The sequence below is a fragment of the Kangiella aquimarina DSM 16071 genome, assembly GCF_000374105.1.
GTDB lineage: Bacteria > Pseudomonadota > Gammaproteobacteria > Enterobacterales > Kangiellaceae > Kangiella > Kangiella aquimarina.
Map to the genome: position 1 here is coordinate 80,551 of NZ_KB893651.1, position 23,959 is coordinate 104,509.

The 23,959-nt window shown below is 44.4% G+C and carries 25 protein-coding genes and 1 pseudogene; 17 read left to right on the forward strand and 9 right to left on the reverse strand.

Annotated features, from left to right (window positions below):
- Window positions 1-11: 11 nt before the first annotated feature.
- Together rsgA and B158_RS0109735 are read right to left on the reverse strand one after the other, a co-directional pair.
- The gene (gene rsgA, locus B158_RS0109730; protein WP_018625178.1) at window positions 12-1,019 is read right to left on the reverse strand and encodes a small ribosomal subunit biogenesis GTPase RsgA; all 1,008 of its coding nucleotides are present in this window, start codon (window positions 1,017-1,019) and stop codon (window positions 12-14) included.
- 34 nt (window positions 1,020-1,053) lie between these two features.
- On the reverse strand, window positions 1,054-1,422 hold the full coding sequence (locus tag B158_RS0109735) for a 4a-hydroxytetrahydrobiopterin dehydratase (protein ID WP_018625179.1): 369 nt from the start codon (window positions 1,420-1,422) through the stop codon (window positions 1,054-1,056).
- 166 nt (window positions 1,423-1,588) lie between these two features.
- Here B158_RS0109735 and orn point away from each other — a divergent pair, with 166 nt between their 5' ends.
- From orn to B158_RS0109800, 13 genes and pseudogenes are all read left to right on the forward strand, one after another.
- Window positions 1,589-2,137, forward strand: coding sequence for an oligoribonuclease (gene orn, locus B158_RS0109740; RefSeq protein ID WP_018625180.1), 549 nt, complete (start codon window positions 1,589-1,591; stop codon window positions 2,135-2,137).
- Between the two features lie 37 nt (window positions 2,138-2,174).
- Window positions 2,175-3,683: a bifunctional ADP-dependent NAD(P)H-hydrate dehydratase/NAD(P)H-hydrate epimerase gene (locus B158_RS0109745; RefSeq protein WP_018625181.1), complete on the forward strand. Its 1,509-nt coding sequence runs from the start codon at window positions 2,175-2,177 to the stop codon at window positions 3,681-3,683.
- A gap of 30 nt (window positions 3,684-3,713) precedes the next feature.
- Window positions 3,714-4,193 carry a tRNA (adenosine(37)-N6)-threonylcarbamoyltransferase complex ATPase subunit type 1 TsaE gene (gene tsaE / locus B158_RS0109750; RefSeq protein ID WP_018625182.1) on the forward strand — a complete coding sequence of 160 codons (480 nt, stop codon included), beginning with the start codon at window positions 3,714-3,716 and terminating at the stop codon, window positions 4,191-4,193.
- 14 nt (window positions 4,194-4,207) lie between these two features.
- Window positions 4,208-5,548, forward strand: a complete 1,341-nt coding sequence (locus B158_RS0109755) for an N-acetylmuramoyl-L-alanine amidase (protein WP_228127093.1) — start codon at window positions 4,208-4,210, stop codon at window positions 5,546-5,548.
- 42 nt (window positions 5,549-5,590) lie between these two features.
- Complete coding sequence (gene mutL / locus B158_RS0109760; RefSeq protein ID WP_018625184.1) at window positions 5,591-7,351, forward strand: DNA mismatch repair endonuclease MutL; 1,761 nt, start codon at window positions 5,591-5,593, stop codon at window positions 7,349-7,351.
- 47 nt (window positions 7,352-7,398) lie between these two features.
- Complete coding sequence (gene miaA / locus B158_RS0109765; RefSeq protein ID WP_018625185.1) at window positions 7,399-8,352, forward strand: tRNA (adenosine(37)-N6)-dimethylallyltransferase MiaA; 954 nt, start codon at window positions 7,399-7,401, stop codon at window positions 8,350-8,352.
- Window positions 8,353-8,536: 184 nt separating this feature from the next.
- Window positions 8,537-8,878 (forward strand): annotated as a pseudogene (hfq, locus tag B158_RS13695) (RNA chaperone Hfq); the annotation flags it as partial.
- Window positions 8,879-9,043: 165 nt separating this feature from the next.
- Window positions 9,044-10,342 (forward strand): ribosome rescue GTPase HflX, encoded by a 1,299-nt coding sequence (hflX, locus tag B158_RS0109775; protein WP_018625187.1) that lies wholly within the window; start codon window positions 9,044-9,046, stop codon window positions 10,340-10,342.
- A 93-nt stretch (window positions 10,343-10,435) separates the two neighbouring features.
- Window positions 10,436-11,497, forward strand: coding sequence for an FtsH protease activity modulator HflK (hflK, locus tag B158_RS0109780; protein WP_018625188.1), 1,062 nt, complete (start codon window positions 10,436-10,438; stop codon window positions 11,495-11,497).
- 12 nt (window positions 11,498-11,509) lie between these two features.
- Window positions 11,510-12,394, forward strand: a complete 885-nt coding sequence (hflC, locus tag B158_RS0109785; RefSeq protein WP_018625189.1) for a protease modulator HflC — start codon at window positions 11,510-11,512, stop codon at window positions 12,392-12,394.
- A gap of 82 nt (window positions 12,395-12,476) precedes the next feature.
- Window positions 12,477-12,662: a DUF2065 domain-containing protein gene (locus tag B158_RS0109790; RefSeq protein ID WP_018625190.1), complete on the forward strand. Its 186-nt coding sequence runs from the start codon at window positions 12,477-12,479 to the stop codon at window positions 12,660-12,662.
- 210 nt (window positions 12,663-12,872) lie between these two features.
- Window positions 12,873-14,174, forward strand: coding sequence for an adenylosuccinate synthase (locus B158_RS0109795; RefSeq protein WP_018625191.1), 1,302 nt, complete (start codon window positions 12,873-12,875; stop codon window positions 14,172-14,174).
- A 59-nt stretch (window positions 14,175-14,233) separates the two neighbouring features.
- Window positions 14,234-14,446, forward strand: coding sequence for a DUF1653 domain-containing protein (locus tag B158_RS0109800; RefSeq protein WP_018625192.1), 213 nt, complete (start codon window positions 14,234-14,236; stop codon window positions 14,444-14,446).
- Between the two features lie 9 nt (window positions 14,447-14,455).
- Here the strand turns inward: B158_RS0109800 and B158_RS0109805 are convergent, their stop codons facing one another.
- From B158_RS0109805 to B158_RS0109835, 7 genes are all read right to left on the reverse strand, one after another.
- A complete protein-coding gene (locus tag B158_RS0109805) occupies window positions 14,456-15,259 on the reverse strand; it encodes a DODA-type extradiol aromatic ring-opening family dioxygenase (RefSeq protein ID WP_018625193.1) in 804 nt (267 codons plus the stop codon).
- A 91-nt stretch (window positions 15,260-15,350) separates the two neighbouring features.
- Window positions 15,351-16,019 carry an alpha/beta fold hydrolase gene (locus B158_RS0109810; protein ID WP_018625194.1) on the reverse strand — a complete coding sequence of 223 codons (669 nt, stop codon included), beginning with the start codon at window positions 16,017-16,019 and terminating at the stop codon, window positions 15,351-15,353.
- On the reverse strand, window positions 16,016-16,408 hold the full coding sequence (locus B158_RS0109815; RefSeq protein ID WP_228127094.1) for a DoxX-like family protein: 393 nt from the start codon (window positions 16,406-16,408) through the stop codon (window positions 16,016-16,018). The genes B158_RS0109810 and B158_RS0109815 overlap by 4 nt, the downstream gene beginning before the upstream one ends.
- Window positions 16,409-16,416: 8 nt before the next feature.
- Window positions 16,417-16,890, reverse strand: a complete 474-nt coding sequence (locus B158_RS0109820; RefSeq protein WP_026309350.1) for a DUF2269 family protein — start codon at window positions 16,888-16,890, stop codon at window positions 16,417-16,419.
- Window positions 16,883-17,998, reverse strand: coding sequence for a saccharopine dehydrogenase family protein (locus tag B158_RS0109825; RefSeq protein ID WP_018625197.1), 1,116 nt, complete (start codon window positions 17,996-17,998; stop codon window positions 16,883-16,885). Before B158_RS0109825 ends, B158_RS0109820 begins: the two co-directional genes overlap by 8 nt.
- 71 nt (window positions 17,999-18,069) lie before the next feature.
- On the reverse strand, window positions 18,070-18,639 hold the full coding sequence (gene efpL, locus B158_RS0109830) for an elongation factor P-like protein EfpL (protein ID WP_018625198.1): 570 nt from the start codon (window positions 18,637-18,639) through the stop codon (window positions 18,070-18,072).
- 209 nt (window positions 18,640-18,848) lie between these two features.
- Window positions 18,849-20,339 (reverse strand): S10 family peptidase, encoded by a 1,491-nt coding sequence (locus B158_RS0109835; protein WP_018625199.1) that lies wholly within the window; start codon window positions 20,337-20,339, stop codon window positions 18,849-18,851.
- Between the two features lie 448 nt (window positions 20,340-20,787).
- Here B158_RS0109835 and ccoN point away from each other — a divergent pair, with 448 nt between their 5' ends.
- From ccoN to ccoP, 4 genes are read left to right on the forward strand one after another with little or no spacing between them, the layout of a single operon-like run.
- Entirely contained in the window at window positions 20,788-22,218 is a 1,431-nt protein-coding gene (ccoN, locus tag B158_RS0109845) for a cytochrome-c oxidase, cbb3-type subunit I (RefSeq protein WP_018625201.1), read from the forward strand.
- 12 nt (window positions 22,219-22,230) lie between these two features.
- Entirely contained in the window at window positions 22,231-22,854 is a 624-nt protein-coding gene (ccoO, locus tag B158_RS0109850) for a cytochrome-c oxidase, cbb3-type subunit II (RefSeq protein ID WP_018625202.1), read from the forward strand.
- On the forward strand, window positions 22,854-23,039 hold the full coding sequence (locus B158_RS0109855) for a cbb3-type cytochrome oxidase subunit 3 (RefSeq protein WP_018625203.1): 186 nt from the start codon (window positions 22,854-22,856) through the stop codon (window positions 23,037-23,039). Before ccoO ends, B158_RS0109855 begins: the two co-directional genes overlap by 1 nt.
- On the forward strand, window positions 23,032-23,943 hold the full coding sequence (gene ccoP, locus B158_RS0109860; RefSeq protein ID WP_018625204.1) for a cytochrome-c oxidase, cbb3-type subunit III: 912 nt from the start codon (window positions 23,032-23,034) through the stop codon (window positions 23,941-23,943). The genes B158_RS0109855 and ccoP overlap by 8 nt, the downstream gene beginning before the upstream one ends.
- The last annotated feature ends 16 nt before the right edge of the window (window positions 23,944-23,959 follow it).

The following is a 23,959-nucleotide window of genomic DNA, read 5'->3' on the forward strand; positions in this document are numbered from 1 at the left end:
GTGGTGCTCTGTCAGGCAAAAGGTTGGTCGAAGTGCTGGATCAGGTGTTGGTAGTTCTTTAAACGACTGGCTGCAATAATGCCTGCTTTGGCGGCCGCCAACACAGCACAACCTGGCTCATTAAGGTGCTTGCAATCGCGGAATTTACACTGCTCACCAATTTGTGAAATCTCGATAAAGCCCTGCTTGATATCCTCATCCTCCAGATGCCACAGACCAAACTCTCTGACTCCTGGTGAGTCGACCAGGTAAGTGTCTTCATCGAGTCTGTAAAGTCTTGATGCGGTAGTGGTGTGGGTGCCAAGCCCAGAGGTTTCAGAAACTTCGCCGGTTGCAATTTGCATATCTGGAAACAGGTAACTTATCAATGTGGATTTTCCTACCCCTGACTGACCTGCCAGCAAAAGCTGTTTACCTACTAAGCTCTTAACCAGCTCTTTAACTCCTTCGCCAGTTTTGGAGCTAATGTAGTAAATTGGATAGCCTAGAGCCTTATACAGCTTTAATCGGTCTTTGATAGCGTCTTTTTCGCTTTGTGCAACGGTGTCCCACTTATTCATGATAATCCACACAGGAAGCTCGCTGGATTGAGCGGCGACTAGGTAGCGATCTAATAAGACTTCTGAGAAAGCTGGTTCCGGTGCCAATAGTAATGCAATCAGATCAATGTTAGCGGCTACCGGTTTGACGCCATGGTGCGGGGTGGGGCGCTTGAGCAAGGAGCGTCGTGGCTCTAGTTCAACCAGAATGCCGGTTGGCAGATCTTTCTGGCGTTTAAACCAGACTCGATCGCCAACAACCGGCACCTCATTTGATTTACGCAAAAAACAGCGGATAGTGCTGAAAGATTCATCGGCAATATCAACCTGCTGACCAAAGCGACTGATCACGATCCCTTGCTCTGGATCGAGCAGGCTATCTTCGTCAATATTTCTATCAACCGTCTGCTTTGTATAGTTAACCTGCTTATTGGGTTTTTTGCGCCAACGTTTAGAGGATTTTTTTTCGGGTTTAGCCAAAGCAAGTTACCTGTTTTAGGTTTCAATGAAGAAATTAATCTTCCTGAAAGTTAGGACCAAAATTGCCACTGTTTTCCAATGCATCAATATGGGCCGCACAAATTAGATCGTTCAGACAAACACTGTTGCCTGCATCGTGAGTGGTGTAGCGAACCAGACAGTGACCATAACTGACTTCAAGATCAGGATGGTGTGCCTGCTTGTTGGCAATCCAGGCCACTGCATTAACAAATGCCATGGTGTGGTAATAATTCTTGAATTTAAACTTGCGAAAAATAGCGCCAGTTTCAGAATCAAATTGCCAGTGACTTAATTGATCACTCATTAACTGTTCGCGTTTGGACTCATCAAGTGGGCTTCTTGCGTCATCATTATGTACACATTGTTGCTGTGCCAGTTGCATAGTATCTCCTGTTAATCTTAATGCTGTTATTTGTGAACAGGTTTCAGTTACCTGCTCAGGCGCTTCCATACGGGCGCAAAAACTGCGACTATAATAGCTGAAAACTTCAGTAGTATGGAGCTTAGCTGAGTATAATGACGCACATTGTAACGATTAGGAGCTGGTTTTGACAAAAAATGACGATAATTTGATCTGGGTTGATCTGGAAATGACGGGATTGGACCCAGAAACTGATGTAGTTATTGAGATTGCAACTATTGTCACAGATAAGGATCTAAATATATTAGCGGAAGGTCCTGTCATCGCAATTCATCAGCCAGATGATGTGCTCGACAATATGAATGAATGGTGTGTCGTTCAGCATGGAAAGTCAGGATTAACTGAGCGTGTGCGTCAAAGCACCATTAATGAAAATGAAGCAAGTGAACTGACCTTGGAATTTTTGAAGCAGTGGGTAGATGAAGGCAAGTCGCCAATGTGCGGCAATAGTATCTGTCAGGATCGCCGCTTTATGGTCAAACACATGCCAAAGCTAGAGTCCTATTTCCACTATCGTCATATTGACGTCAGTACTCTTAAAGAACTGGCGCGACGCTGGAAACCATCAATATTAAGCGGGCTGACCAAGGCAGCGACACACTTGGCGCTGGATGACATTCGAGAATCGATTGAGGAGTGTCGTTATTACCGTGAGCATTTTATTGATCTGACATAGCGAGCCGCAGAGAACCAACATGCCCTAAGGAAAGTGTATGCATCCGATATTTACAGCAGACAGTATAAAAGTCATTGAGCAGGAAGCTGCCAAAGCGCAGGGTTTTGCCCTGTTTGAACTGATGGAGCGGGCTGGGCGAGCAGCATTTGACTGTATGGAGCGGGAATGGCCGTTGGCACATCGGGTGGTGATAGTCACTGGCTCTGGTAACAATGCTGGCGATGGCCTGATAGTCGCTGGTCTTGCCCAGCGTGTGGGCATGCAGGTGACACTGGTACCGATAAAACCGCTGGATGAGCTTTCTGGCGATGCGGCAAGGGCGTGGCAACAAATCAAAGACAAGAACATCAATATTAAAGAGCCGAGCCAGGCCATATTTGAGCAAGCTGATGTCATCGTTGATGCCTTGCTGGGAACGGGCTTTAAGGATCACTTGCGCGATGAGTATGCACAAGTGATTGAGCAGATTAATCAATCGGGCATGCCAGTTCTGGCTTTAGATTTGCCAAGTGGCGTATATGCCGATACCGGTTTATGTGCTGAACCTCATATCAGAGCTGACCATACGGTCAGTTTTATTTTTTATAAAGTCTGTCAGGTAATGAATGAAGGACTCGCTGCCCAGGGCGAACTGCATCTGGCAACGCTGGGAGTCGGGCAGTCGCAGTTTTATCAGCAACGTCCCGTTGCGTGGAAGCAGTCCTATGCGGATGTTATTGATGAAATGCCAGAGCGTAGCGCGACAACCTACAAGCAGGCGTGCGGACACTTGATGTGTATTGGCGGTGACTTCACTATGGGTGGTGCCATTATGCTGGCGACTGAAGCTGCGCTCCGAAGCGGCGCGGGACTGGTAACGACATTCCTGCACCCAGACAATCGTAGTGCGGCTTTAGGCTTTTGCCCAGAAGCAATGTGGCATGGTGTAGCTTTTGAAGAGTTGAGTTTTAACAGCTTAATTGAAATAAACCCCAAACAGTTTGATGCGATAGTGCTCGGTCCTGGGCTGGGTAGAAGTGAGTGGGCCCGACAGGTTTTTGAGCAAGCTTTCAGCTATGCAGTACAGCAGAAGCTACCTTGTCTCATAGATGGCGATGGACTTTTCTGGTTACAGAAGAGCATTGAGGAAAATGATAGTGTGACTTTGCCGCAGCCATTGATTTTGACTCCCCATATCGGTGAAGCAGCTCGACTGTTAAGCTGCGATACAGGCAAAGTCAGTAATGATAGAATCGCTGCTGCTAAAAACATCGCCGTAAAATATCACTGTATTTGTTTATTAAAAGGTGCAGGAACGATCTTGGCTGATGGTCAACAGGTCGTCATAGCCGGTGGTGCTCATCCTGCCATGGCAACAGCCGGGCTTGGTGATGTACTCAGTGGTCTGATTGGCTCTTTGGTGGTGCAGGGTATGTCAGGCTGGGATGCCGCAAGACTGGCTACCTCTATTCATTTTGCAGCTGGCGTTGAAGCGGCGGGCGATAGAACTCGAGGCATGTTGGCTTCCGAGTTGATTGAAACGATAAATTTTTTGGTTAACCGGTAACTGGTTAACCTCTGTTTCGGATTTAAGTTGATGCAGAATATTACAGTTGAATTAGTAGATGAGTCGCAAACCGTGCGTATGGGACAAAAACTGGCTGCCTGTATCAAGGCACCAATGACGATTTACTTTGAGGGTGACCTTGGAGCCGGTAAAACCACACTAATTCGCGGTATTTTACGTGGCTTTGGCTACCAGGGAGCTACAAAAAGCCCTACTTACACCTTGGTAGAGCCTTATGAGCTAGTAGGTGTGTCCATTTACCACTTTGATCTTTATCGGTTAGCTGATCCTGAAGAACTGGAATTTATCGGTATTCGGGAATATCAACAACCTGATTCCATTATGCTGATCGAGTGGCCAGAAAAGGGGCTGGGAATGATTCCACAGGCCGATTTAATGATAGAGTTGGATTATAATAATGATGGGCGAGTGGTAACCTTGTCTTCCGCTAATAGCCAGATTATGCAAAAACTGGAAAAAAGCTGTGATTTTATGCCAAAATCAAGCTAAAGCACTGGGAATAAGTGACTAAATATAACGATATGATGAGAAAGTGGCTGACAATTACATTGAGCATATTAATGCTCACGCTTGGTATCTCCATTGCACAAGCATCGGTGATCCAAAGCATGCGTTTCTGGCAATCGCCGGAATCGACTCGTGTTGTCCTTGATTTATCCTCACCCGTCACTCATGAAATCAGCATCCTTGAAAACCCACACCGAATAGTCGTCGACATTCCTGGCGCAAACGTTAATGTTGATCTTAACCGTCTTGAAATTCAAAGCGATCTGGTCAAGCGGGTACGTAAAAGCAGCCCCCCTCGTGATGGTGTTCTGCGCCTGGTTCTTGATTTGAATAAAGCGGCCAAACCGAAGAGTTTCTCTCTTAAACCTTATCAAGAATACGGCGATCGACTGGTGATTGATCTGTTTGATGAAAGTCGCGAGGAAGTTCAGCCTCCAGTTGCAGCTCAAGGAAGTGATCGCGATATCGTGGTTGCTGTTGATGCTGGACATGGTGGTGAAGACCCTGGTGCTATAGGCGGTCGCGGCACCAAGGAAAAAGATATTGTGCTGGCACTTTCTAAAGAGTTGGTTAAAGAACTCAATAAAGTAGAAGGTATTAAAGCTTTTCTGACCCGAACTGGCGATTATTATTTACCACACCGAAAAAGAACAGATTTAGCAAGATTGCAGCGAGCCGATCTGTTTGTATCAGTACACGCTGATGGCTTTAAGAGCCCTCGAGCAAAAGGTGCATCGGTTTGGGTTCTTAATTTGCACGGTGCCAAGTCTGAAGTAGCGCGCTGGATGCAGATGCAGGAAGAAAAGTCAGAACTGCTGGGTGGTGTTGACAGCTCTGTGGTTCTCTCAAATTACGATAACTCCGTTAAGTCTGTGCTGCTTGATTTGCAGATGGAGAATTCTATTACTGAAAGTACTAAGGTGGCTAACATTGTGCATGGTGCCATGAGTAAAGTGGTTCCTAAAATGCACAAAAAGCATGTCGAAGAAAACTCTTTGCTGGTACTTAAAAATCCAGACATTCCATCAATATTGGTTGAGCTAGGCTTCATTACCAACCCAGAAGAAGAAGCTTTAATGAAGACATCGTCTTATCGACAAAAGTTAGCTCGTGGCGTTGGTGATGGCATTGTGGACTATTTTAAACAACACGCACCTGATGGAACTCTGTTTGCCGCGCGTTATCGTCAGAATATCTATCATGTGCAGCGAGGAGACAGCCTGATCAAGGTCGCTCGCCGATTTAATGTTTCAGTTAGAGATTTAAAGAGTGCCAATCAGCTTTCTACCAATGTCGTTAAAATTGGCCAAAAACTGGTTATTCCAACTGCCGAATAAAATTTATTCGGTTTTTCTCTTTTTTATAAGTAAATTACTTTAATGCCAATTCATAAGCTTTCTCCCTTAGTTGCCAACCAGATTGCTGCCGGCGAGGTCGTAGAGCGACCAGCATCAGTAGTGAAAGAATTACTGGAAAATGCCATTGATGCCAAGGCAGATAGAATTCAAATTGATATTGAGCGTGGCGGGACTCGACTGATTCGAGTGACGGATAATGGTGAGGGGATCAGTCGTGATGAATTGGAGCTTGCTTTGGCTCGTCATGCAACCAGTAAAATTGAGCACTCTGATGATCTGAAAGCCATCTATACACTAGGATTCCGTGGCGAGGCTTTGGCCAGTATCAGTTCTGTGGCAAAGCTCAAATTAAGTTCAAGGCCACAGGCGCAGGATATGGGGTGGTCGGCAATTGCTGAGGGCCTGGATATGCAGGTTAAACTGCAACCTCAGTCACTTCCAGCAGGAACCATCGTCGAAGTTCGAGATTTATTTTTTAACACTCCTGCGCGACAAAAATTTCTGCGAGCAGAACGTACCGAATTTGTCCATATTGAAGAAACGGTTAAACGAATTGCCCTTGGCTCTCCTCACGTGGCCATTACATTGAGGCACAACAGCAAGGTCATCAAACGTGTGCCTGCGGCTCATAATCATGAACAGCATCAGCAGCGAATTGGTTCAATTCTTGGCGCTTCTTTTTTAAGAGAAGCCATTAAGTTAGACAGCTCAATTGAGTCTACGCGACTATATGGTTGGTTATCTCCAGTAGACTGGCATCAAAGTTCGAGTCTGGGACAATATGTGTTTGTGAATGGCCGTGCGGTACGTGACCGGACGCTAAATCACGCTATTCGCCAGGCCTATCATGATCGGCTACCAGCAGGACGTATGCCTGCATATGTACTCTACTTGGAGCTGGAGGCCACTCAGGTTGACGTTAATGTTCATCCGACTAAACATGAAGTACGTTTCTCCAATGGTCGTCAAGTTCATGATTTTATGAGCCGGGTGGTTGAAGAGGCTTTACTGGAGCAAAGCGACATTCTTGAGAATAGTCATGACGGCGGTAACAACCGCGAAACGCTTGTCTATATGAAGCCATCGCTGTCAGTAGTTCAGTCTCAAACTAAGGATGACCCTTATTTCACACCACGCCAACAGGCAGGTGCTTTTGCAAAGCCGACAATTGATGAAGTCAATGAAAGAAGCCCGGCTGGATATGTACCACAACAGAAAAATCACTGGCCTCAGAAACCTAAATCTGATTTGAAACTTGCCAAAGGTGATTTCTGGCTATTGCATGACCGTTTGTTACTGCAACAGACAGAGCAAGGAATAAATGCCTTAGACCTTAAAGCTTTTTTCTGCCAGTACATAAGTGACTGTTTGCAACAGGAATGGCAAGCTGGAGAGGTAAAACAGCGCCTGATGCTGTTTCCAATAAGACTGGGAATTCCAGTTGATAGTGTAAACGAAGACTTTATTGCCGATTGGCAGGCCGCAGGTTTTGATTTGACTCTGACAGGGCCCAAAACACTGGTGGTCAGAAAAGTTCCAAGCTGCATTTCGCACCTAGACTTGCAGCAATGGCTACAGCAAGTTGTTTATGAGTCAGTCAGTAAAAGTTTAACCGTGGAAGACTTGCAGCGGGAACTCATTGAAACCCTGCCCGACAATTGGGCGCCACAAAGTCAAACTCATTGGCTAGAAGAGTTGGCTCATTTGCCATGGAGTGAATCAAAGTTCTGTAAGCGCTATACTTCTGAACAGTTGCTGGAACTATTGATGAGTTCCCAGTAATTTTTGTTATTTGAAGTTACAACCCTCTCAATATGCCAGGCCAATCAATGCACTCATCCAATAACACTCAAACAAAACCACTAGCCATTTTTATTATGGGGCCAACTGCTTCAGGCAAAACCGATTTGGCTATTGAACTTGTGGAGCGTCTTAATGCTGAGATCATCAGTGTAGATTCGGCCATGGTTTATAAAGGAATGGATATTGGCTCTGCTAAACCGTCAGCAGAAGAGTTGGCCCGAGCTCCTCACCGATTGATAGATATTTGCGATCCTGCCGATCCCTATTCTGCTGCGCGCTTTCGTGATGATGCCTTGCGTGAAATGGAGGATATTGTAAGCCAGGGCAAGACTCCGTTGTTAGTTGGCGGAACCATGTTGTATTACAAGGCGCTATTGGAAGGGATGCACAACCTGCCGGACTCAAATCCGGAAGTGCGTGCTAACTTACAGCAACGACTGGAAAGCGAAGGTTTAGCCAGTTTGCATCAGGAGTTAGCCAAAATCGATCCTGAGTCGGCCAGCCGTATCCATGAAAATGATCCGCAACGGACTCTTCGAGCGTTGGAAGTTTATGAAATTACCGGCAAGCCTTTGAGTCAATTGCATGCTGAACAGGAACAGAATGATTTCCCATATCAAACCCTGCAGATTGCGCTGGCCCCTGACGATAGAAGCTATTTACACCAAAGAATTGAAAAGCGCTTTCACCAGATGATGGAGCAGGGATTCTTGCAGGAAGTTGAGTCGCTTTATGAGCGTGGCGATTTGCATCCTGACTTACCCTCTATTAAATCAGTAGGCTATCGGCAGATGTGGCAATACCTGGAAGGTGAGCTGCCCCTTGAAGAAGCTATTGAGCGCGGCATTATTGCGACCCGTCAGTTGGCCAAGCGTCAGTTTACCTGGCTCAGAAGTTGGAAAAACCTGAATTGGATAGAGTCCAGGCAACCTATAGAGAGCCTATATAAAGAAACTGTCCAATTGTTAAATTCTATGTAATGTGATGCTATCCTATTGATATACCTCGATCTGGGTGTTTAATTCGTGTACACTTTTAGCGAGCTTGAGCTTCAATGAGCTCGACTAAGATTTGATTTGTAGATATATAAATGAATTATTGATAAAGGCCTGAGTTAGAAGTGGCCCCAATAATGAAAATACATAAAACACACAGGAGAGAGCTATGTCAAAAGGGCAATCACTACAAGACCCTTTCTTGAACGCATTACGTCGTGAGAAAGTGCCTGTCTCAATTTACCTCGTTAACGGCATTAAACTTCAAGGCCAGATTGAATCTTTCGATCAATTTGTCATTTTATTGAAAAATACTGTTAGCCAGATGGTTTACAAGCACGCAGTTTCAACGGTTGTTCCGATTCGCAATGTTCGTGGTCATTATGGCCAGAATGGCGATAACGGCAACGGTGGTCCAGGTAACGATCACAACATGGGTCCTCAGGGTGGCGGTATGGGCCCCGGTCCTATGACTGGTGGTGGCGGCTACGGTAGTGGACCAATGGGCGGAATGTAGTTCTTAATTCCTACCAAAGCTAGCTGTTCTATATAAAAGCCATCTGCCGATTAATATCGGCCGGTGGCTTTGTTGTGTTAAATTCTTTATGATTTATTCATCAATTCCTTTCTTTACTTTGTATTCACAGCGAACAGGTTCGCATGTTGAGGTGATTTCTTGTTTGACCGACACAGTGGTGGCGAATCCGCCATTTTGGTACATATTGATTTTCAGCAGTCTCTAAGCCAGGAGAAAAACCAGGAAGATTTACAGGAGTTTGTGGAGCTGGTTCGCTCCGCTGGTCTGGAAGTCATGGATATTATCACTGCTAAACGTTCCAGCCCTGATCCCAAATTCTTTATTGGTAGCGGCAAAATTGATGAAATCAAAAGTGCCAAGCAGGCAACCAATGCCAATGTCATAATTTTCAATCATAACCTTTCGCCAGCGCAGGAGCGTAACATTGAGCGCGCTGTTGAGGCGCGGGTGATTGACCGTATTGGTCTGATTCTGGATATCTTTGCCCAGCGAGCCTCGACCTTTGAAGGTAAGTTGCAGGTTGAGCTGGCACAGCTGCGTCATTTATCGACACGCCTGATTCGAGGCTGGACTCACCTGGAGCGACAAAAAGGTGGTATTGGTTTACGTGGCCCAGGTGAAACCCAGCTGGAAACGGACCGTCGCTTACTGCGTGAAAGAATAAAATATATCGATAAACGTCTGGAAAAAGTTTCCAAACAACGTGAGCAGGGGCGTCGCTCAAGAAAGCGTGCCAATATCAAAACAATTTCCATTGTTGGTTACACCAATGCGGGAAAATCCACATTATTCAACTACTTAACTACTGCTGGAGTGCTTGCAGAAGATAAGTTGTTTGCGACGCTGGATCCTACTTTGCGACGTATTAGCTTGCCTCAGGGTACTGATGTCATTATCGCAGACACGGTAGGGTTTATTCGCCACTTGCCACACGAACTGGTAGCGGCTTTCCGTGCGACCCTTGAAGAATCAGTCGAAGCGGACGTTTTGCTGCATGTGATTGATGCCGCCAGTGAACGTCGTGAAGAAAACATGGAGCAGGTAGAGGAAGTACTGAGTGAAATTGGCGCTACCGATATTCCAAGGCTCGAAGTTTATAACAAGATTGACCTGATTGAAGGTGCTGAGCCCCATGTGGATCGTGACGATAAAGGACGTCCAATTCGAATATGGATTTCGGTTCTAAAGGAACAGGGCATTGAGCTGCTAAGAGAAGCCATTGAAGAGTTGGCGCAAGAAGAGCAATTTAATGCTGAGCTACGGATCCCTCCCCATCAAGGAAGGTTGCGTGGTCTGCTTTATGAATTGCAGGCGGTAGAATCGGAAAATACCAGTGACAATGGCGACATTTTATTGACAGTCAGCCTGCCAAAATCAGATTGGATTCGTCTTGGGCGTCAGCTGGAAAAAGACCTGAGTCCATTTGTTGTGAGTTAGTAATTGTAACAGAATGCCCGATTTACCTTGAAAGGGGGGCTAGTGCTCCCTACAATTCGGGATAGATTTTTTAATAGTGAACTGGAGATGACTATGGCCTGGAATGAACCGGGTAATAATAATGATCAAGACCCATGGGGCAAAAAGCGCCCGAATAACAACAATGACCTTGATAAGTTACTGAAGCAAGCCAGTGAAAAGTTCGGTGGAATCTTCGGTGGCGGTAAAGGCAATGGTAAAGGTAGTTCTGGCGGTAATGCCTCATTTATCATTGGCTTATTAGTGTTGGTGGCTATCTACCTATTCAAATCTGCCTACACCGTGGATGAGAAGCAAAACGCACTTGTTTTGACTTTAGGTAAGCATACTCGAACCGATACAGCTGGCTTACATTTTGCATTCCCTCCTATTCAGCAGGTTTATCTAATCGATGTTGAGAGTATCAAGGATATTGAAGTTGAAGGCTTGATGTTGACCAAAGACGATAATGTAGCAACAGTTAAAGTTAAGGTTCAGTACCGTGTGAATGATCCATTGGATTATAAATTCAACGTGGTTGATCCTGTCGAGACGCTGAAGCATGCCACTGAAGCGGCCCTCCGTCAGGTAATCGGACATACTCGTTTACAAGATGCTCGTACTGATAAAAAAGAAGAAGTACGTAAGAATGTCGAGAATGAGTTGAAATCAATTCTTAAGCCTTACAATGCGGGTATTGAAATTTTCCGTTTGAACCTTATTGGCAACGTAGATGTTCCTCCGTCAGTTAAGCCGGCATTTGATGATGCGATTAAAGCGGAAGAAGATCAACGCGCTTATCTTGAACAGGGTCAGGCTTATCGCAGTAAGCAGATTCCATTGGCAGAGGGTGAAGCACAGAAGCTTATCCAGCAAGCCAATGCTTATCGCGCTCGAGTAATTGAGAAAGCGGCTGGTGAAGTTGCACGTTTTGAAAAGCTTCTACCCGAATATATCGCTGCGCCAGTGGTAACTCGTCAACGTTTATACATTGAAACTATAGAAAGTGTATTGAGTAAATCTAGCAAAGTAATGTTAGACGTGGAGGGTGGTAATAATATGACCTATATACCACTTGATAGTATTTTGAAGCGCAACAAAACTTCAAATTCTGACAGCAACCAGCAAAAGCAGTAATAGGAGAAAGACATGAATAAGTTAATTTCATTAATTGTAGTGCTTATTATTGCTGCTATCGTAATCATTACCTGTACTTTCAAAGTGAAAGAATGGGAAACTGCCATTGTTCTGCAGTTTGGTGATATCAAGAAAAATGAGGATGGTGGTGCAAAAGTTTATCAACGTGGTTTCCATTTCAAATGGCCTATCGCTGATAAGGTCATCACTATGGACAAGCGTATCCAGACCTTTGACGGTGAATCAGATCGAATTGCAACTTCTGAGCAGAAAGACTTGATAGTAGATAGTTACATCAAATGGCGTATTAAGGACTTTGATCATTTCTATCGTCGTACTGGTGCTAACTATCGTGTCGCAGAGCGTTTATTGGATAATACGGTTGAGAATGCGTTGCGTGAAGAGTTTGGTAAGCGTACCCGCACTCAGGTCGTTTCTGGTGAGCGTGAAGAAGTCATGGGCTTGATGTTGACGGAAACACAAAAGATCGCGCCAGATTTGGGTATTGAGGTAGTCGATATTCGCGTCAAAACTATCAACTTGCCAACTGAAGTGAGTGAGTCCATTTATAACCGTATGCGTAACGAGCGGGTAAAGATTGCCAACAGTCATCGTGCTGAAGGTGAGAAAGACCGTCAGATTATCATTGCTGAGACGGATGCTGAGATTCAGCGGATTTTGGCAGAAGCTGATCGTAAGGCTCGTGAAATTCGAGGCCAGGCTGACGCGGAAGCAACCGAAATATACGCTAAAACTTATGGTAAGAACCCAGAGTTCTATGCATTTTTGCGCAGTCTGGATGCTTACAAAGAATCCTTTAAAAGCGAAGATGACGTGATTGTCATCAAGCCTGATAGTGAATTCTTTAAGTATTTCAAAGACATGGATGGTAAATAATATTTTCCATCAAGGCAAGGGCCAGCTTAGCTGGCCTTTTTTAATGGTTTGAAGATTGACGGCGGATATAGCGGGTAAGCTTATGTCACAGGAATTTATGATAGCGTTAGGTCTGTTACTGGTATTTGAAGGCTTCATGCCAGCGGTCATGCCAAAAGCGTGGAAGCGCATGATGTGGGAAGTGATGAAACGACCTGATACCAGCGTTCGAATCGGTGGTTTTTTGACAATGCTTGCAGGCCTGATCTGGGTTCTGTGGGTATTGTAGGATAATGCTTCATATCCGAAAGTTAGAATCTGTGGGGCTTTTTGCGCTAACTTGTTGATATTCAAAGACAGGGCTCCAGTTTCTATCATAGAGTTCGATTTTTTCAAAAAAAGGGGGATTTTCGCGTTTTTTGACGGTAAAATGCGCGGTTTCCTGTCCTTTTTCGTGGCAATAAACCCATCAATCTACTAAGTAGAGTAAGAGTTAAAAATGGCACAAAGCGTTGTGGTTCTAGGCACCCAATGGGGTGATGAAGGTAAAGGTAAAATTGTTGACTTGTTGACTGAGCAGGCGAGCGCTGTGGTGCGCTACCAGGGCGGTCATAACGCAGGTCATACATTGGTCATCAAAGGCGAGAAAACTGTTCTTCATTTGATTCCATCAGGAATTTTGAATGACGGTGTTATGTGTTACATCGGTAACGGTGTGGTGCTTGCCCCTGATGCCTTACGCAAGGAAATGGATATGTTGCTTGAGCGAAACGTGCCAGTTACGGAGCGTTTGCGAGTCAGCCCTGCCTGTCCTTTAATTCTTCCTTATCATGTCGCTCTGGATAATGCCCGTGAAGCATCACGTGCAGAGCAGAAAAAAATTGGCACTACCGGTCGTGGTATCGGTCCTGCCTATGAAGATAAGGTTTCACGTCGTGGCTTGCGTGTTGAAGATCTGTTTGATCTGGAACGTCTAGAAGAAAAGCTACGCGACGTGATGAAACTGCATAACTTTGTGTTAACTGAATACTACAAAGCCGAACCAATTGACTTTGATGAAACTTTGGCTCTTTGTAAAGAATATGCCAAATGGTTAAAGCCAATGGTTTCAGACGTCCCTGCGATATTGGCTGATATGCGTCGTGAAGGTAAAAAACTGATGTTTGAAGGTGCTCAGGGAACATTGCTTGATATTGACCACGGTACCTATCCTTTTGTGACCTCTTCAAATACTACTGCCGGTGGTGTGGCTACAGGCTCTGGTGTTGGCCCTCGTCATATTGATTATGTCTTGGGTATCACTAAAGCTTACACTACACGTGTTGGTGGTGGGCCGTTCCCAACTGAGTTGTTTGATGATACTGGCAAACACCTGGCAAAAGTAGGCAACGAGTTTGGTGCAACGACTGGTCGTCCACGTCGTTGTGGTTGGTTGGACGCGGTTGCCCTAAAGCGTGCAGTTGATATTAACAGCGTATCGGGTCTTTGCATGACCAAACTGGATGTTCTAGATGGTCTAGAGACGGTAAAAATTGCGGTCCAGTATGACTGCCCAGTAAATGGTGAAATGCACAACACGCCCAGCTGCGCAGAAGACTATGAGCGTTTAAAGCCAGTTTACATTGAGCTACCAGGTTGGAAAGAGTCGACTTTCGGAGCTAAGTCAATTGCTGAACTACCGAAAAATGCGGTCGACTTCATCGCTAAAGTTGAAGAATTAGTTGGCGTTCCAGTCGACATCATTTCAACCGGCCCTGACCGTGTTGAGACTATTATTAAGCGCCATCCATTTGAAGCTTAATTAAGAAAGTTTAGAAGCGACCTGCGGGTCGCTTTTTTTATGTCAAAAGAGAAAATAGCATGATTCCCAGAGGAAAATATAAGCACTACAAAGGAAAGTATTATGAGGTGCTAGATGTTGCCCGTCATTCTGAAACCCTGGAATACTTCGTGGTCTATAAAACGCTTTATGGCGATTTTGATACCTGGATAAGACCACTGGAGATGTTCACTGAGACAGTTGAAGTTGATGGGAAATTAGTTAAACGATTTGAGCTAGTCGAAGAAAACTAATCTATCTAACTAGCTCCAAATGAAGCAGCTGGCTCTTTTCCCCATGACATCAAAACTAAGTCGCTTACCGGCTGCCTTCTGAGCAAAGCCATAACAGATATGCAACGGTATCAGATGCTCTTCACGAGGGTGACAATAGAGTGCACCGGGAGCATTCTGCCACTCCATCAAACGTTCCGCTCGTTCAAATTCATGCAGTGAAGCACTCATGCACGTTTCAGTCAGCCAGTCGTCGAAAGACTCATTGAGCTGTCGAGACTGCTGGTCACTGGCACCAAAAAACGCTTTCAGATTATGAAAAGAGAAACCGGAGCCAAGAATTAATATGTTTTCTGATAGTAGACTCCTGAGTGCACGTCCAAGCTGTATATGTTTTTCCGGATCCAGGCCGTTCAATAAAGATATTTGGATGACCGGGATATCAGCCTCAGGATACATAAGCTTCAAGGGAACAAAGACGCCATGATCAAGGCCTCGAGCATTCTCCATTTTAGTAGGAATATGTTTCTGCGACAGTAGCGATTGAATTTTATTTGCTAATGAAGGATTGCCCGAAACTGGATACTGAATATGATAAGACTCTTCTGGAAAGCCATAATAATCATAATATAGTGAAGGGCGAGCATTAGAAATAATGCTCACTTCAGGCTCTTCCCAATGAGCACTGAAAACGACTATGGCTTCAGGTTTGCGTAACTCTTTGGCTAATGATTGAAGACTACCAACCATCTCCTGATGAGCTGGATCGCCCAGTAAAGGAAGGGGGCCACCGCCATGAGAAATAAATGCAATCGTTGCTTTTTGCTCAGCCATATTCAATCCATTAATCAAGTTACCCTCAATGGTATCTGACTGAAGGTTGGATAGACTATAACCTAATGCACATAGTCACTGTGCGCTATTGTTATAATTGAAGATATTTATGAATCAATTGAGACATTGCTTCTGGTTGTGTTTGCAAAAGCATATGCGTCGCTTCGACAATTTCAACCTGTAGATTGCTGCACAGTTCCTCAAAAGTTTTGAGGTTATAAGCGCTTACAAGGTTATCCATAGTCGCTTGCACATAAACACAGGGCACATCAATAACCTGACTTGGCTTTTGAACAGTAGCGATAGTTTTAAAACGCTTTTTTATATTTGAAAAGTTAATGCTCTGGATCGCTTGGCTTAGTAATTGATTGAGCTCAGGTGATGACCACCGATTAAACAGAATATGAGCCAGCACTTTACTAGGAATTATGTTCAGAAGTCGTACCGGAAGAAAGCGACCAATCTTACCAATCAAACTGGGTGGCTGCAGGAAGCAGCCAAAGAAAAAGATTTGATTAATCTGTATCTTGTTACGCTTCGCCAGCTCATAAGCCAGCAAACCCGAATAAGACTCAACAATCAGAATAACTTCTTCATCGCCCACCGCATTCTCAATAATCGAAACCTGATTCAAAATACTTTGATCAGATTCTTGTGTTAGCGGCATCACTTCAACCGGTACTTCAGATTTGAATACCTTAATGAAGGGCTCAAACAAAATTCCTGAACCATCAACACCGGGAAGCAGAATAATTTTCATATTGCCTTCCTAGTAGATGAGTCATTGGGTAAGTTGTAAAGAATCAAGATTAGCATAATTATAGGAATATTTTTGCTCACTGGACCAAAAGGATGCAACCAGTAAGAGGGTTCTATGATAGTCAGCAGGATGGTATAACTTACTATGACCATGATTTGAATGACATAACATTGCTTCATCTTTTTGTTGCTAAGTATCCAGAGTCCTAAGCCAATATCTAAAATAGCGCCACTATAAATTAAAGCACGAGTAATAGGTTCATTAAAGCCGAAATTAATCAGGAGCTCATATCCCGTTTGATAATCAAAAAAGGTAGAAGTTAACCCTGTGAATATCCAGAGAAGGGCTAGCGAATAACGCGCTAAAGTGAGTAATGTATGGTCGTTCATCTGCTTAATCATACGACTGGGAATGGCTTAAAAACCATAATATAAAGCAACCCTAAAATAGTAAGGAATGCTGGGATGCCAAGACTGATCCACCATCTCATATATTGATTAAACTTGTCGGTAAGTTGACCTTGAGACAATGAAATCTGTGCTTGCGTAAATAGTAAGTACTGGATGCGAATAACAGGAATCCAGCAAGCACCGATAAACGCAAACAGGCCAATAACCCAATAGAACCAGATAGAGGAGAAAGAGTAATTGAGTTTTGCCATTAATAATAAACCAGTCACAAACTGTGTTATTACCGCCGGGAAGGTAAATAACCAGTCACCTAAGATAACATGTCTGGCTGTTACAGTTATCGCATTAATATTTTTTGAGCGATAAGCCATGAACATAAAAAAAGCAATGCCTGCACCAGTTCCCATGACAATAATTGCTGACAATATGTGTAGTAATCTTAGTAAAAAGTAGCTATCCAATTGCTTGCTCCCTAATTTGAAGACCTAATTGTTTTGCATAGGGTGAAAATTCATCGAGAGTATATAGCCCCAAGCAAGGCATGGCGCCTCGAGTATCCAGCTGATTGTTTATCAACTTTTTTGCAATGATTATAGCTGAAAGAGTTGGGATGTAAGGGCCAACACCTTTATCAGCGGTAAGAGTCCATTCAACTGCCTTTGGCTTTAAACGTAGATCTTTCCCTTCAATGAGGACTCGCATATAACCTCGGTCGGTACCAAATGGTTTCAGTAGGTTGCTGGTTTTCATGATCGGCTTAGTCAGAGGAGCCCAATTCTTAATAATTTTCTTTTTCGCAAGCCAGGCCATAAACACCATGGTTTGGTGTAGCAGAGTAAGCTCAAGACCAGCCTGGAACTTCACTGTATCTTTTACTGAATATCGTTTAGGGAAAAGCTCTAAATCAGGCACGTCCACATTCGCTAGTTGCCTTGCATCATCATTAAAGTTAATCCTGCGTGAGTCCATCCAGCCATAAGCATTTACCCATTGTCTACTTCTAAACACAGGGAAAGGGTGTCCAGTATAGGAAAGGATACCACGAATGGTTGCTTCACCTCTTTCAGCTTTGTTTCCCGGTGCAATTGAAATATCAATAGTGTAGATTTGTGAAAACTCAGGATAATAATGGTCAAGAATAACCGATGACAAACCAGGTACCGAGCTGGCACCGCTAACAGCTAATACATGGTTATTATTTGCTTTGATATCGAGCTGTGTAATATCACAAACAAAGCGGCGATCATCCGCTAAGTCAATGTAATGCGCACCTATATCAATACAGGCTTCAGGTACGCGGTAGTCCTGTCCCTGAAATGGCCCGCTGGTATGAATGACTAAGAAGGGTTTTATTGCTTGTAGTTGCTCTTGGAAGTTAGAAGCCGTTATATCAATAGATAAAGGCAATAATTCTGCCTTGGACTGGTTTAAAAGCTTCTCTATAAGATGGTTGGCTTTTTGTACATTCCGTCCAGCGATGTATATTGCTATGCCTGTTAGTTGAGAAAGCTCCTCAACGATGCGCTTACCAAAATTACCATAGCCACCCAGAACAACAATTTTCTTCATTAGAAATTATGTGTATCAATGTAAAGGAGACATCCTACACTAGTTAATGTCGGAATAAAAAAAGCGCGGAATTAATCCGCGCGGCTCATGAATTTCTTTTCTTCGACGTTGATTTTAACTTTCTCGCCATTGGCGATGTATTCTGGAACCTGAATAGTTAGGCCTGTGGAGAATGTGGCAGGTTTGGTTCGAGCAGTGGCTGAAGCGCCTTTGATCGAAGGGTCGGTTTGCTCGATGACCATTTCCACAGACTGTGGTAATTCCAGGCCAATCACTTTGTCGTTAACCAGCACAACGCGCAGATCTTCGATGTCTTCTGTAATAAACAGTAATTCGTCTTCGATGTCTTCTTTATTGAAGGTGTATTGGCTGTAGTCTTCGCTGTCCATGAAAATAACGCTATCGCCTTCGGTATAGGAGAAAGTCGCTGGACGCTTGGTTAAGTCAACGGTAGTGATCTGGTCATCACCCTTGAAACGCTCTTCGACTTTTAAACCGGTTTGAACATCGGTAAAGCGCATTTTGTATAGTGTGGCAGCTCCACGTGCGCTCGGACTGCTGACTTCAATATTCTTCACAACCAACAACTTGCCGTTGTATTCAACCGCCATGTTGCGCTTGATATCACTTGCTTTTGCCATGATTGACTCTCAATTTATAGAGGTTAAAAATTGGGCATATTGTATGAGGATGTCAGGATATTGGGAATAGGGGGATGGAAATAAATGGGGAAATGTAAGGGCGACCTAATATGGTCGCCCAAGATCCTGAATAAATTTCAGGATGACAGCTTGTTAGGTAGGGGCGGACCTGTGTGTCCGCCCGGTTGCTCTTAATAAACAGGAGCTTTTTACAGCGACTTCTTAAAGAACTCGGTTAAATCTTTTTTCAATTTAATCAGATCAAACTCACGGATATACATCATATGGCCTGACTCATAGTAGTACATGTGTACATTGTCTTTGAGCTGTTCTGGCAGGCCCATATGCGAGAAGGTGTATTCTGTGGCGAAGAATGGTGTTGCGAAATCGTAATAGCCATTACCGACATAAACCTGCATGTCTGGATTACGCAACATGGCTGAGGTTAGCTTGTCGCTGATATCGCGGTTCTGACGATAAAAATCTTCATAATTCCAGCTTTTAACACCGCCACCCAAAATATAATAAGGCAGGTCAGATTTATAATTAAGCTCTGTAGAAAGATAGGTCATCAGGTTTTCGGTATAGGTGCCATGGATTGCCATATAGCTCGGATCGCGATAACCAGGCTTGTTCAAGGCATCCAGTTCCGGAGTGGTAAAACGACTATCCAGACGACCAATGGTTTCACCTTCTTTGCGCTTAATATTATGCACAAAATCGTCTAATGAAATTCTTAAGTCATTTTCCATGACTAAATCAACTGAAAGGCCGGTAAAGTCCGCAACTCTCTCTGCGATCGCGCGCTTCTTGCGAGGCTCAAGGTTATCACCCTGCAGTAATGCCAGGGCATATTCATTCAGGGCAAACTCTTTTGCCTGTTCAATAGCGTTCTGCAGATTGGCATCTAAAGGCGCTTTGAGTTTCTTGTGATACCAGGCGGCGGCAGTATAGCTGGGCAACATGGTAATTGGTGGCAGCAAATCCATCTGATCATTAAAGTCGTCCAGCTGGAAGTTAAGCACGCTGGATACCAGCATGATGCCATTGAAATATACTCCGTGGTTTTGACCCATGTGATAGGCGATACCGGCTGAGCGAGTGGTGCCATAGCTCTCACCGATCAGGAACTTAGGCGAGCTCCAGCGCTCATTGCGAGTCATGTACAGGCGAATAAATTCAGAAACGGTGCGGATATCCTCCCAGACACCGTGGAAGTCTTCGTTAGTACCTTTGTCATGCGCGCGGCTGTAGCCAGTGCCAACCGGATCAATAAACACGATATCGGTTAAATCCAGTAGTGAATATTCATTGTCGACCATCTCGAATGGTGGTTTTAATGGAAAGCCTTCTTTATCCATCACCACACGTTTAGGTCCTAAAGTACCCATGTGCAACCAGACCGATGCCGAACCTGGGCCACCGTTATAAGCAAAAGTGATTGGACGTTTTTTCGGGTTAGCGCCTTTCTGGGTATAGGCTGTGAAGAAAATCGAACCGATGACTTCATTGTTTTCGTTATACACAAAGGAATTACCGGTTTCGGCCTTGTAGTTGATGGTTTTACCGCCAACTTTGGTCGAATGTTCGGTAACAACGGTTTTCTCTTCAGGATACGGATTCGTTGCTTCTGACTTTTCTTCAGCGGCAAATGCGCTAAAGGATAAGCTCATACTCAATAACAGGACTGCAATTTTCATTAAATTTCCCCAAATAACAACACATGAAAAAAACTTAACTCAACAGCCTAGCAATATTGCGTAATTGAGCAAGCGGGGATTTGTAAGAAATGTTATCGATTTGAGTGATATGGGTTAATAATTCTCGTGCGAATAGTGGCCTGTAAAAATGCCAATACAATACTTCTTATATTAAAATCTTATGTTATCCTGATATGCGATGGTGATAACTCGACTACGCTTAGGGATATTTCTTTATGAAAGAGTGACTTAAGGTTCATGTATGGATTCGGTAGAGGCGCGTTTTTCGGTGCTATAGTTATTACCTATCACTTCATATATGAATTAAAACAGGCCTTTATGGATTCGCTTGATCCAGATCAAGTATTCAATATCGGTCCTTCCTTATGATCACACTGCTAAAACACCCTGAGTTTTTGTAAGTCCTTGGTTTATAAGGAAGGTTATGATGAGTGAGCTAAAAAAAGATAATTATAACTATAAGGTCATAAGGCAGTTTGCCGTTATGTCTGTAGTTTGGGGAATTGTTGGTATGGCGGTTGGGGTTTTAATCGCTGCCCAGTTGATGTTCCCGGCATTGAATTTTGATACCTCATGGCTGTCTTTCGGCCGTCTTCGTCCATTGCACACTAACGCGGTTATTTTCGCTTTTGGCGGCTGTGTGTTGATGGCAACTTCACTTCACTGCGTTCAACGTACCAGTTATGCACGCTTGATCAGCGATAAGCTGGCAGCGTTTGTGTTCTGGGGTTGGCAGCTGGTTATTCTATTGGCAGCAATTACTTTGCCAATGGGTTACACCTCAGCCAAAGAATACGCGGAATTAGAATGGCCGATTGATATTCTAATCGCTATCGTCTGGGTTGCTTATGCGGTGTTGTTCTTCGGCACCATCATGAAGCGCAAGGTTTCGCACATTTATGTAGCGAACTGGTTCTTTGGGGCATTCATTATCACCATTGCAGTGCTGCACATTGTTAACAGTGCCGCGCTTCCGATTGACTGGACTTCGTGGAAGTCTTACTCAGCTTACTCAGGTGCGATTGATGCAATGGTTCAATGGTGGTACGGCCATAACGCGGTTGGCTTCTATCTGACAGCTGGCTTCCTCGGCATCATGTATTACTATGTTCCAAAGCAGGCCGGTCGCCCGATTTATTCCTACCGTTTATCGATTGTCCACTTCTGGGCATTGATTGCGATTTATATGTGGGCTGGTCCTCACCACTTGCACTACAGTTCATTACCTGATTGGGCACAGTCTTTGGGTATGGTCTTCTCATTGATTCTGCTTGCGCCATCATGGGGTGGCATGATCAACGGTATCATGACTCTATCTGGTGCATGGCATAAGTTGCGTACCGACCCAATCATCAAGTTCCTAATCGTGTCTCTATCCTTCTACGGCATGTCGACATTCGAAGGCCCAATGATGTCCATCAAAACTGTGAATGCGTTGTCGCATAACACTGACTGGACAGTGGGTCACGTACACGCCGGTGCTTTGGGCTGGGTTGCGATGGTTTCGATTGGTGCGCTTTACGCCATGATTCCTTCTATCTTCGGCAAAGAAAAGATGCACAGCATCAGCTTGATTAACATGCACTTCTGGTTATCGACAATCGGTGTGGTGCTTTACATTGCAGCGATGTGGATTGCGGGTGTCACTCAAGGTCTAATGTGGCGTGCTACTAACTCTGACGGTACTTTGACTTACTCTTTCGTGCAGAGTCTAGAAGCGACCTATCCTTACTATGGTATTCGTTTGCTTGGCGGCATCATCTTCCTGGCCGGTATGTTTGTTATGGCATACAACGTAATGAAGACGATTTCCGGCGCGAAAAATGCGGATACTCGTATCCCACAACCAGCGCACTAGGAGGGCACACAGATGAATCATGAAAAAGTCGAAAAGAATGTTGGTTTAATGGGTATTCTGATTGTGGTCGCCATCAGTTTTGGTGGCCTCGCTGAAATCGTGCCCTTGTTTTTCCTAAAAGATACAACGCAACCGATTTCAACCTTGCGTCCTTATACCGCGCTTGAGCTTGAAGGGCGCGATATCTATATCCGTGAAGGTTGCCACGTTTGCCACACTCAGATGGTACGTCCGTTCCGAGCTGAAACCGAGCGCTATGGTCACTATTCTGTAGCAGGCGAGGACGTTTATGAATTCCCATTTCTATGGGGTTCAAAGCGAACTGGGCCTGACCTGGCTCGCGTCGGCGGTCGCTATTCGGATGAATGGCACTATGTTCACCTGATGAATCCTCGTGACCCGGTCCCTGAGTCGAACATGCCAGCTTTCCCATGGCTAGATGAAAACATTATGGATGGTGAAAAAACCGCATCCAAAATGGAAACCATGCGTAAGTTAGGCGTTCCTTATACTGATGAAGAAATTGCAGCTGCCAAAGAGCAGGTCGCAGGCAAAAAAGAAATTACTGCCTTGATTGCCTATTTGCAGTCTTTAGGCCATGAGCATGGCACAGTACAGAATTCAGGAGGTGAATAATGGATATCAATATTTTCCGCGGAGTTATGACCCTGATAATTATGCTGCTCTTTATCGGCCTCTGTATTTGGGTGTATTCAAAAAAACGTAAGCCAATGTATGACCAGGCGGCGCGTATGGCTCTTGATGAAGATGATAAGGAGTCAACAGCCAACAATCGTAAAGAGGTGATGAGTCATGAGTAATGCATTAAGTTTTTATATTATTCTGATCGTTGCCATCAATATTCTTGGTTGTGTGGCGCTTCTTTATTTCACACGCAAGAAAAAGCAAAGTGGTGAACAGGGCAAAACAACTGGCCATGTCTATGACGGTATTGAAGAGTATGACAACCCAATGCCTCGCTGGTGGTTGTGGATGTTCTACATCACGATTGTGTTTGCGATTGTGTACCTGATTTTGTATCCAGGCCTGGGCAAGTTCAAAGGCGTACTAGGCTGGACACAAATCAGTCAGTATGAAGAAGAAGTTGCCGAAGCAGATGCTAAATATATGCCGCTTTTTGAAAAGTATGCGGCCATGTCTGTGAAAGATTTACAGAATGAACCTGAAGCATTACAGATGGGGCAATCGATTTTTGCCAACACCTGTTTTGGTTGTCATGGTGCTGATGGTCGTGGCGGTATTGGTTTCCCAAATCTGACTGACGATGACTGGTTATATGGCGGTACACCTGATGACATCATGTATTCAATCATGGAAGGTCGTAAAGGTGCGATGCCTGCCTGGGGATCTGCTTTAGGTGAAGAGGGTGTTTCGCAAGTTGTGCACTATATCTTAAGTCAAAATGAAGTGGAGCGTACCTTTAAGCCGAACCTTGTTGACGAAGGTAAAGTGAAATATGAAGCCATGTGTGCTGCGTGTCATGGTAAAGACCTGAGTGGTAACACCGCAATGGGTGCACCAAACCTGAAAGACACAACCTGGTTGCATGGTGGTTCAATCAGCATGATTAAAGATGTGATTGAAAATGGTATTCAGGCCAATATGCCAGCCCACGATAAAATCTTAGGTAAAGAAAAGGCACACCTGGTTACTGCTTATGTGTATAGCTTGTCTCATTCAAATGATGAGCAAAGCAAAGAGTAGTTATTAGTAATATTGG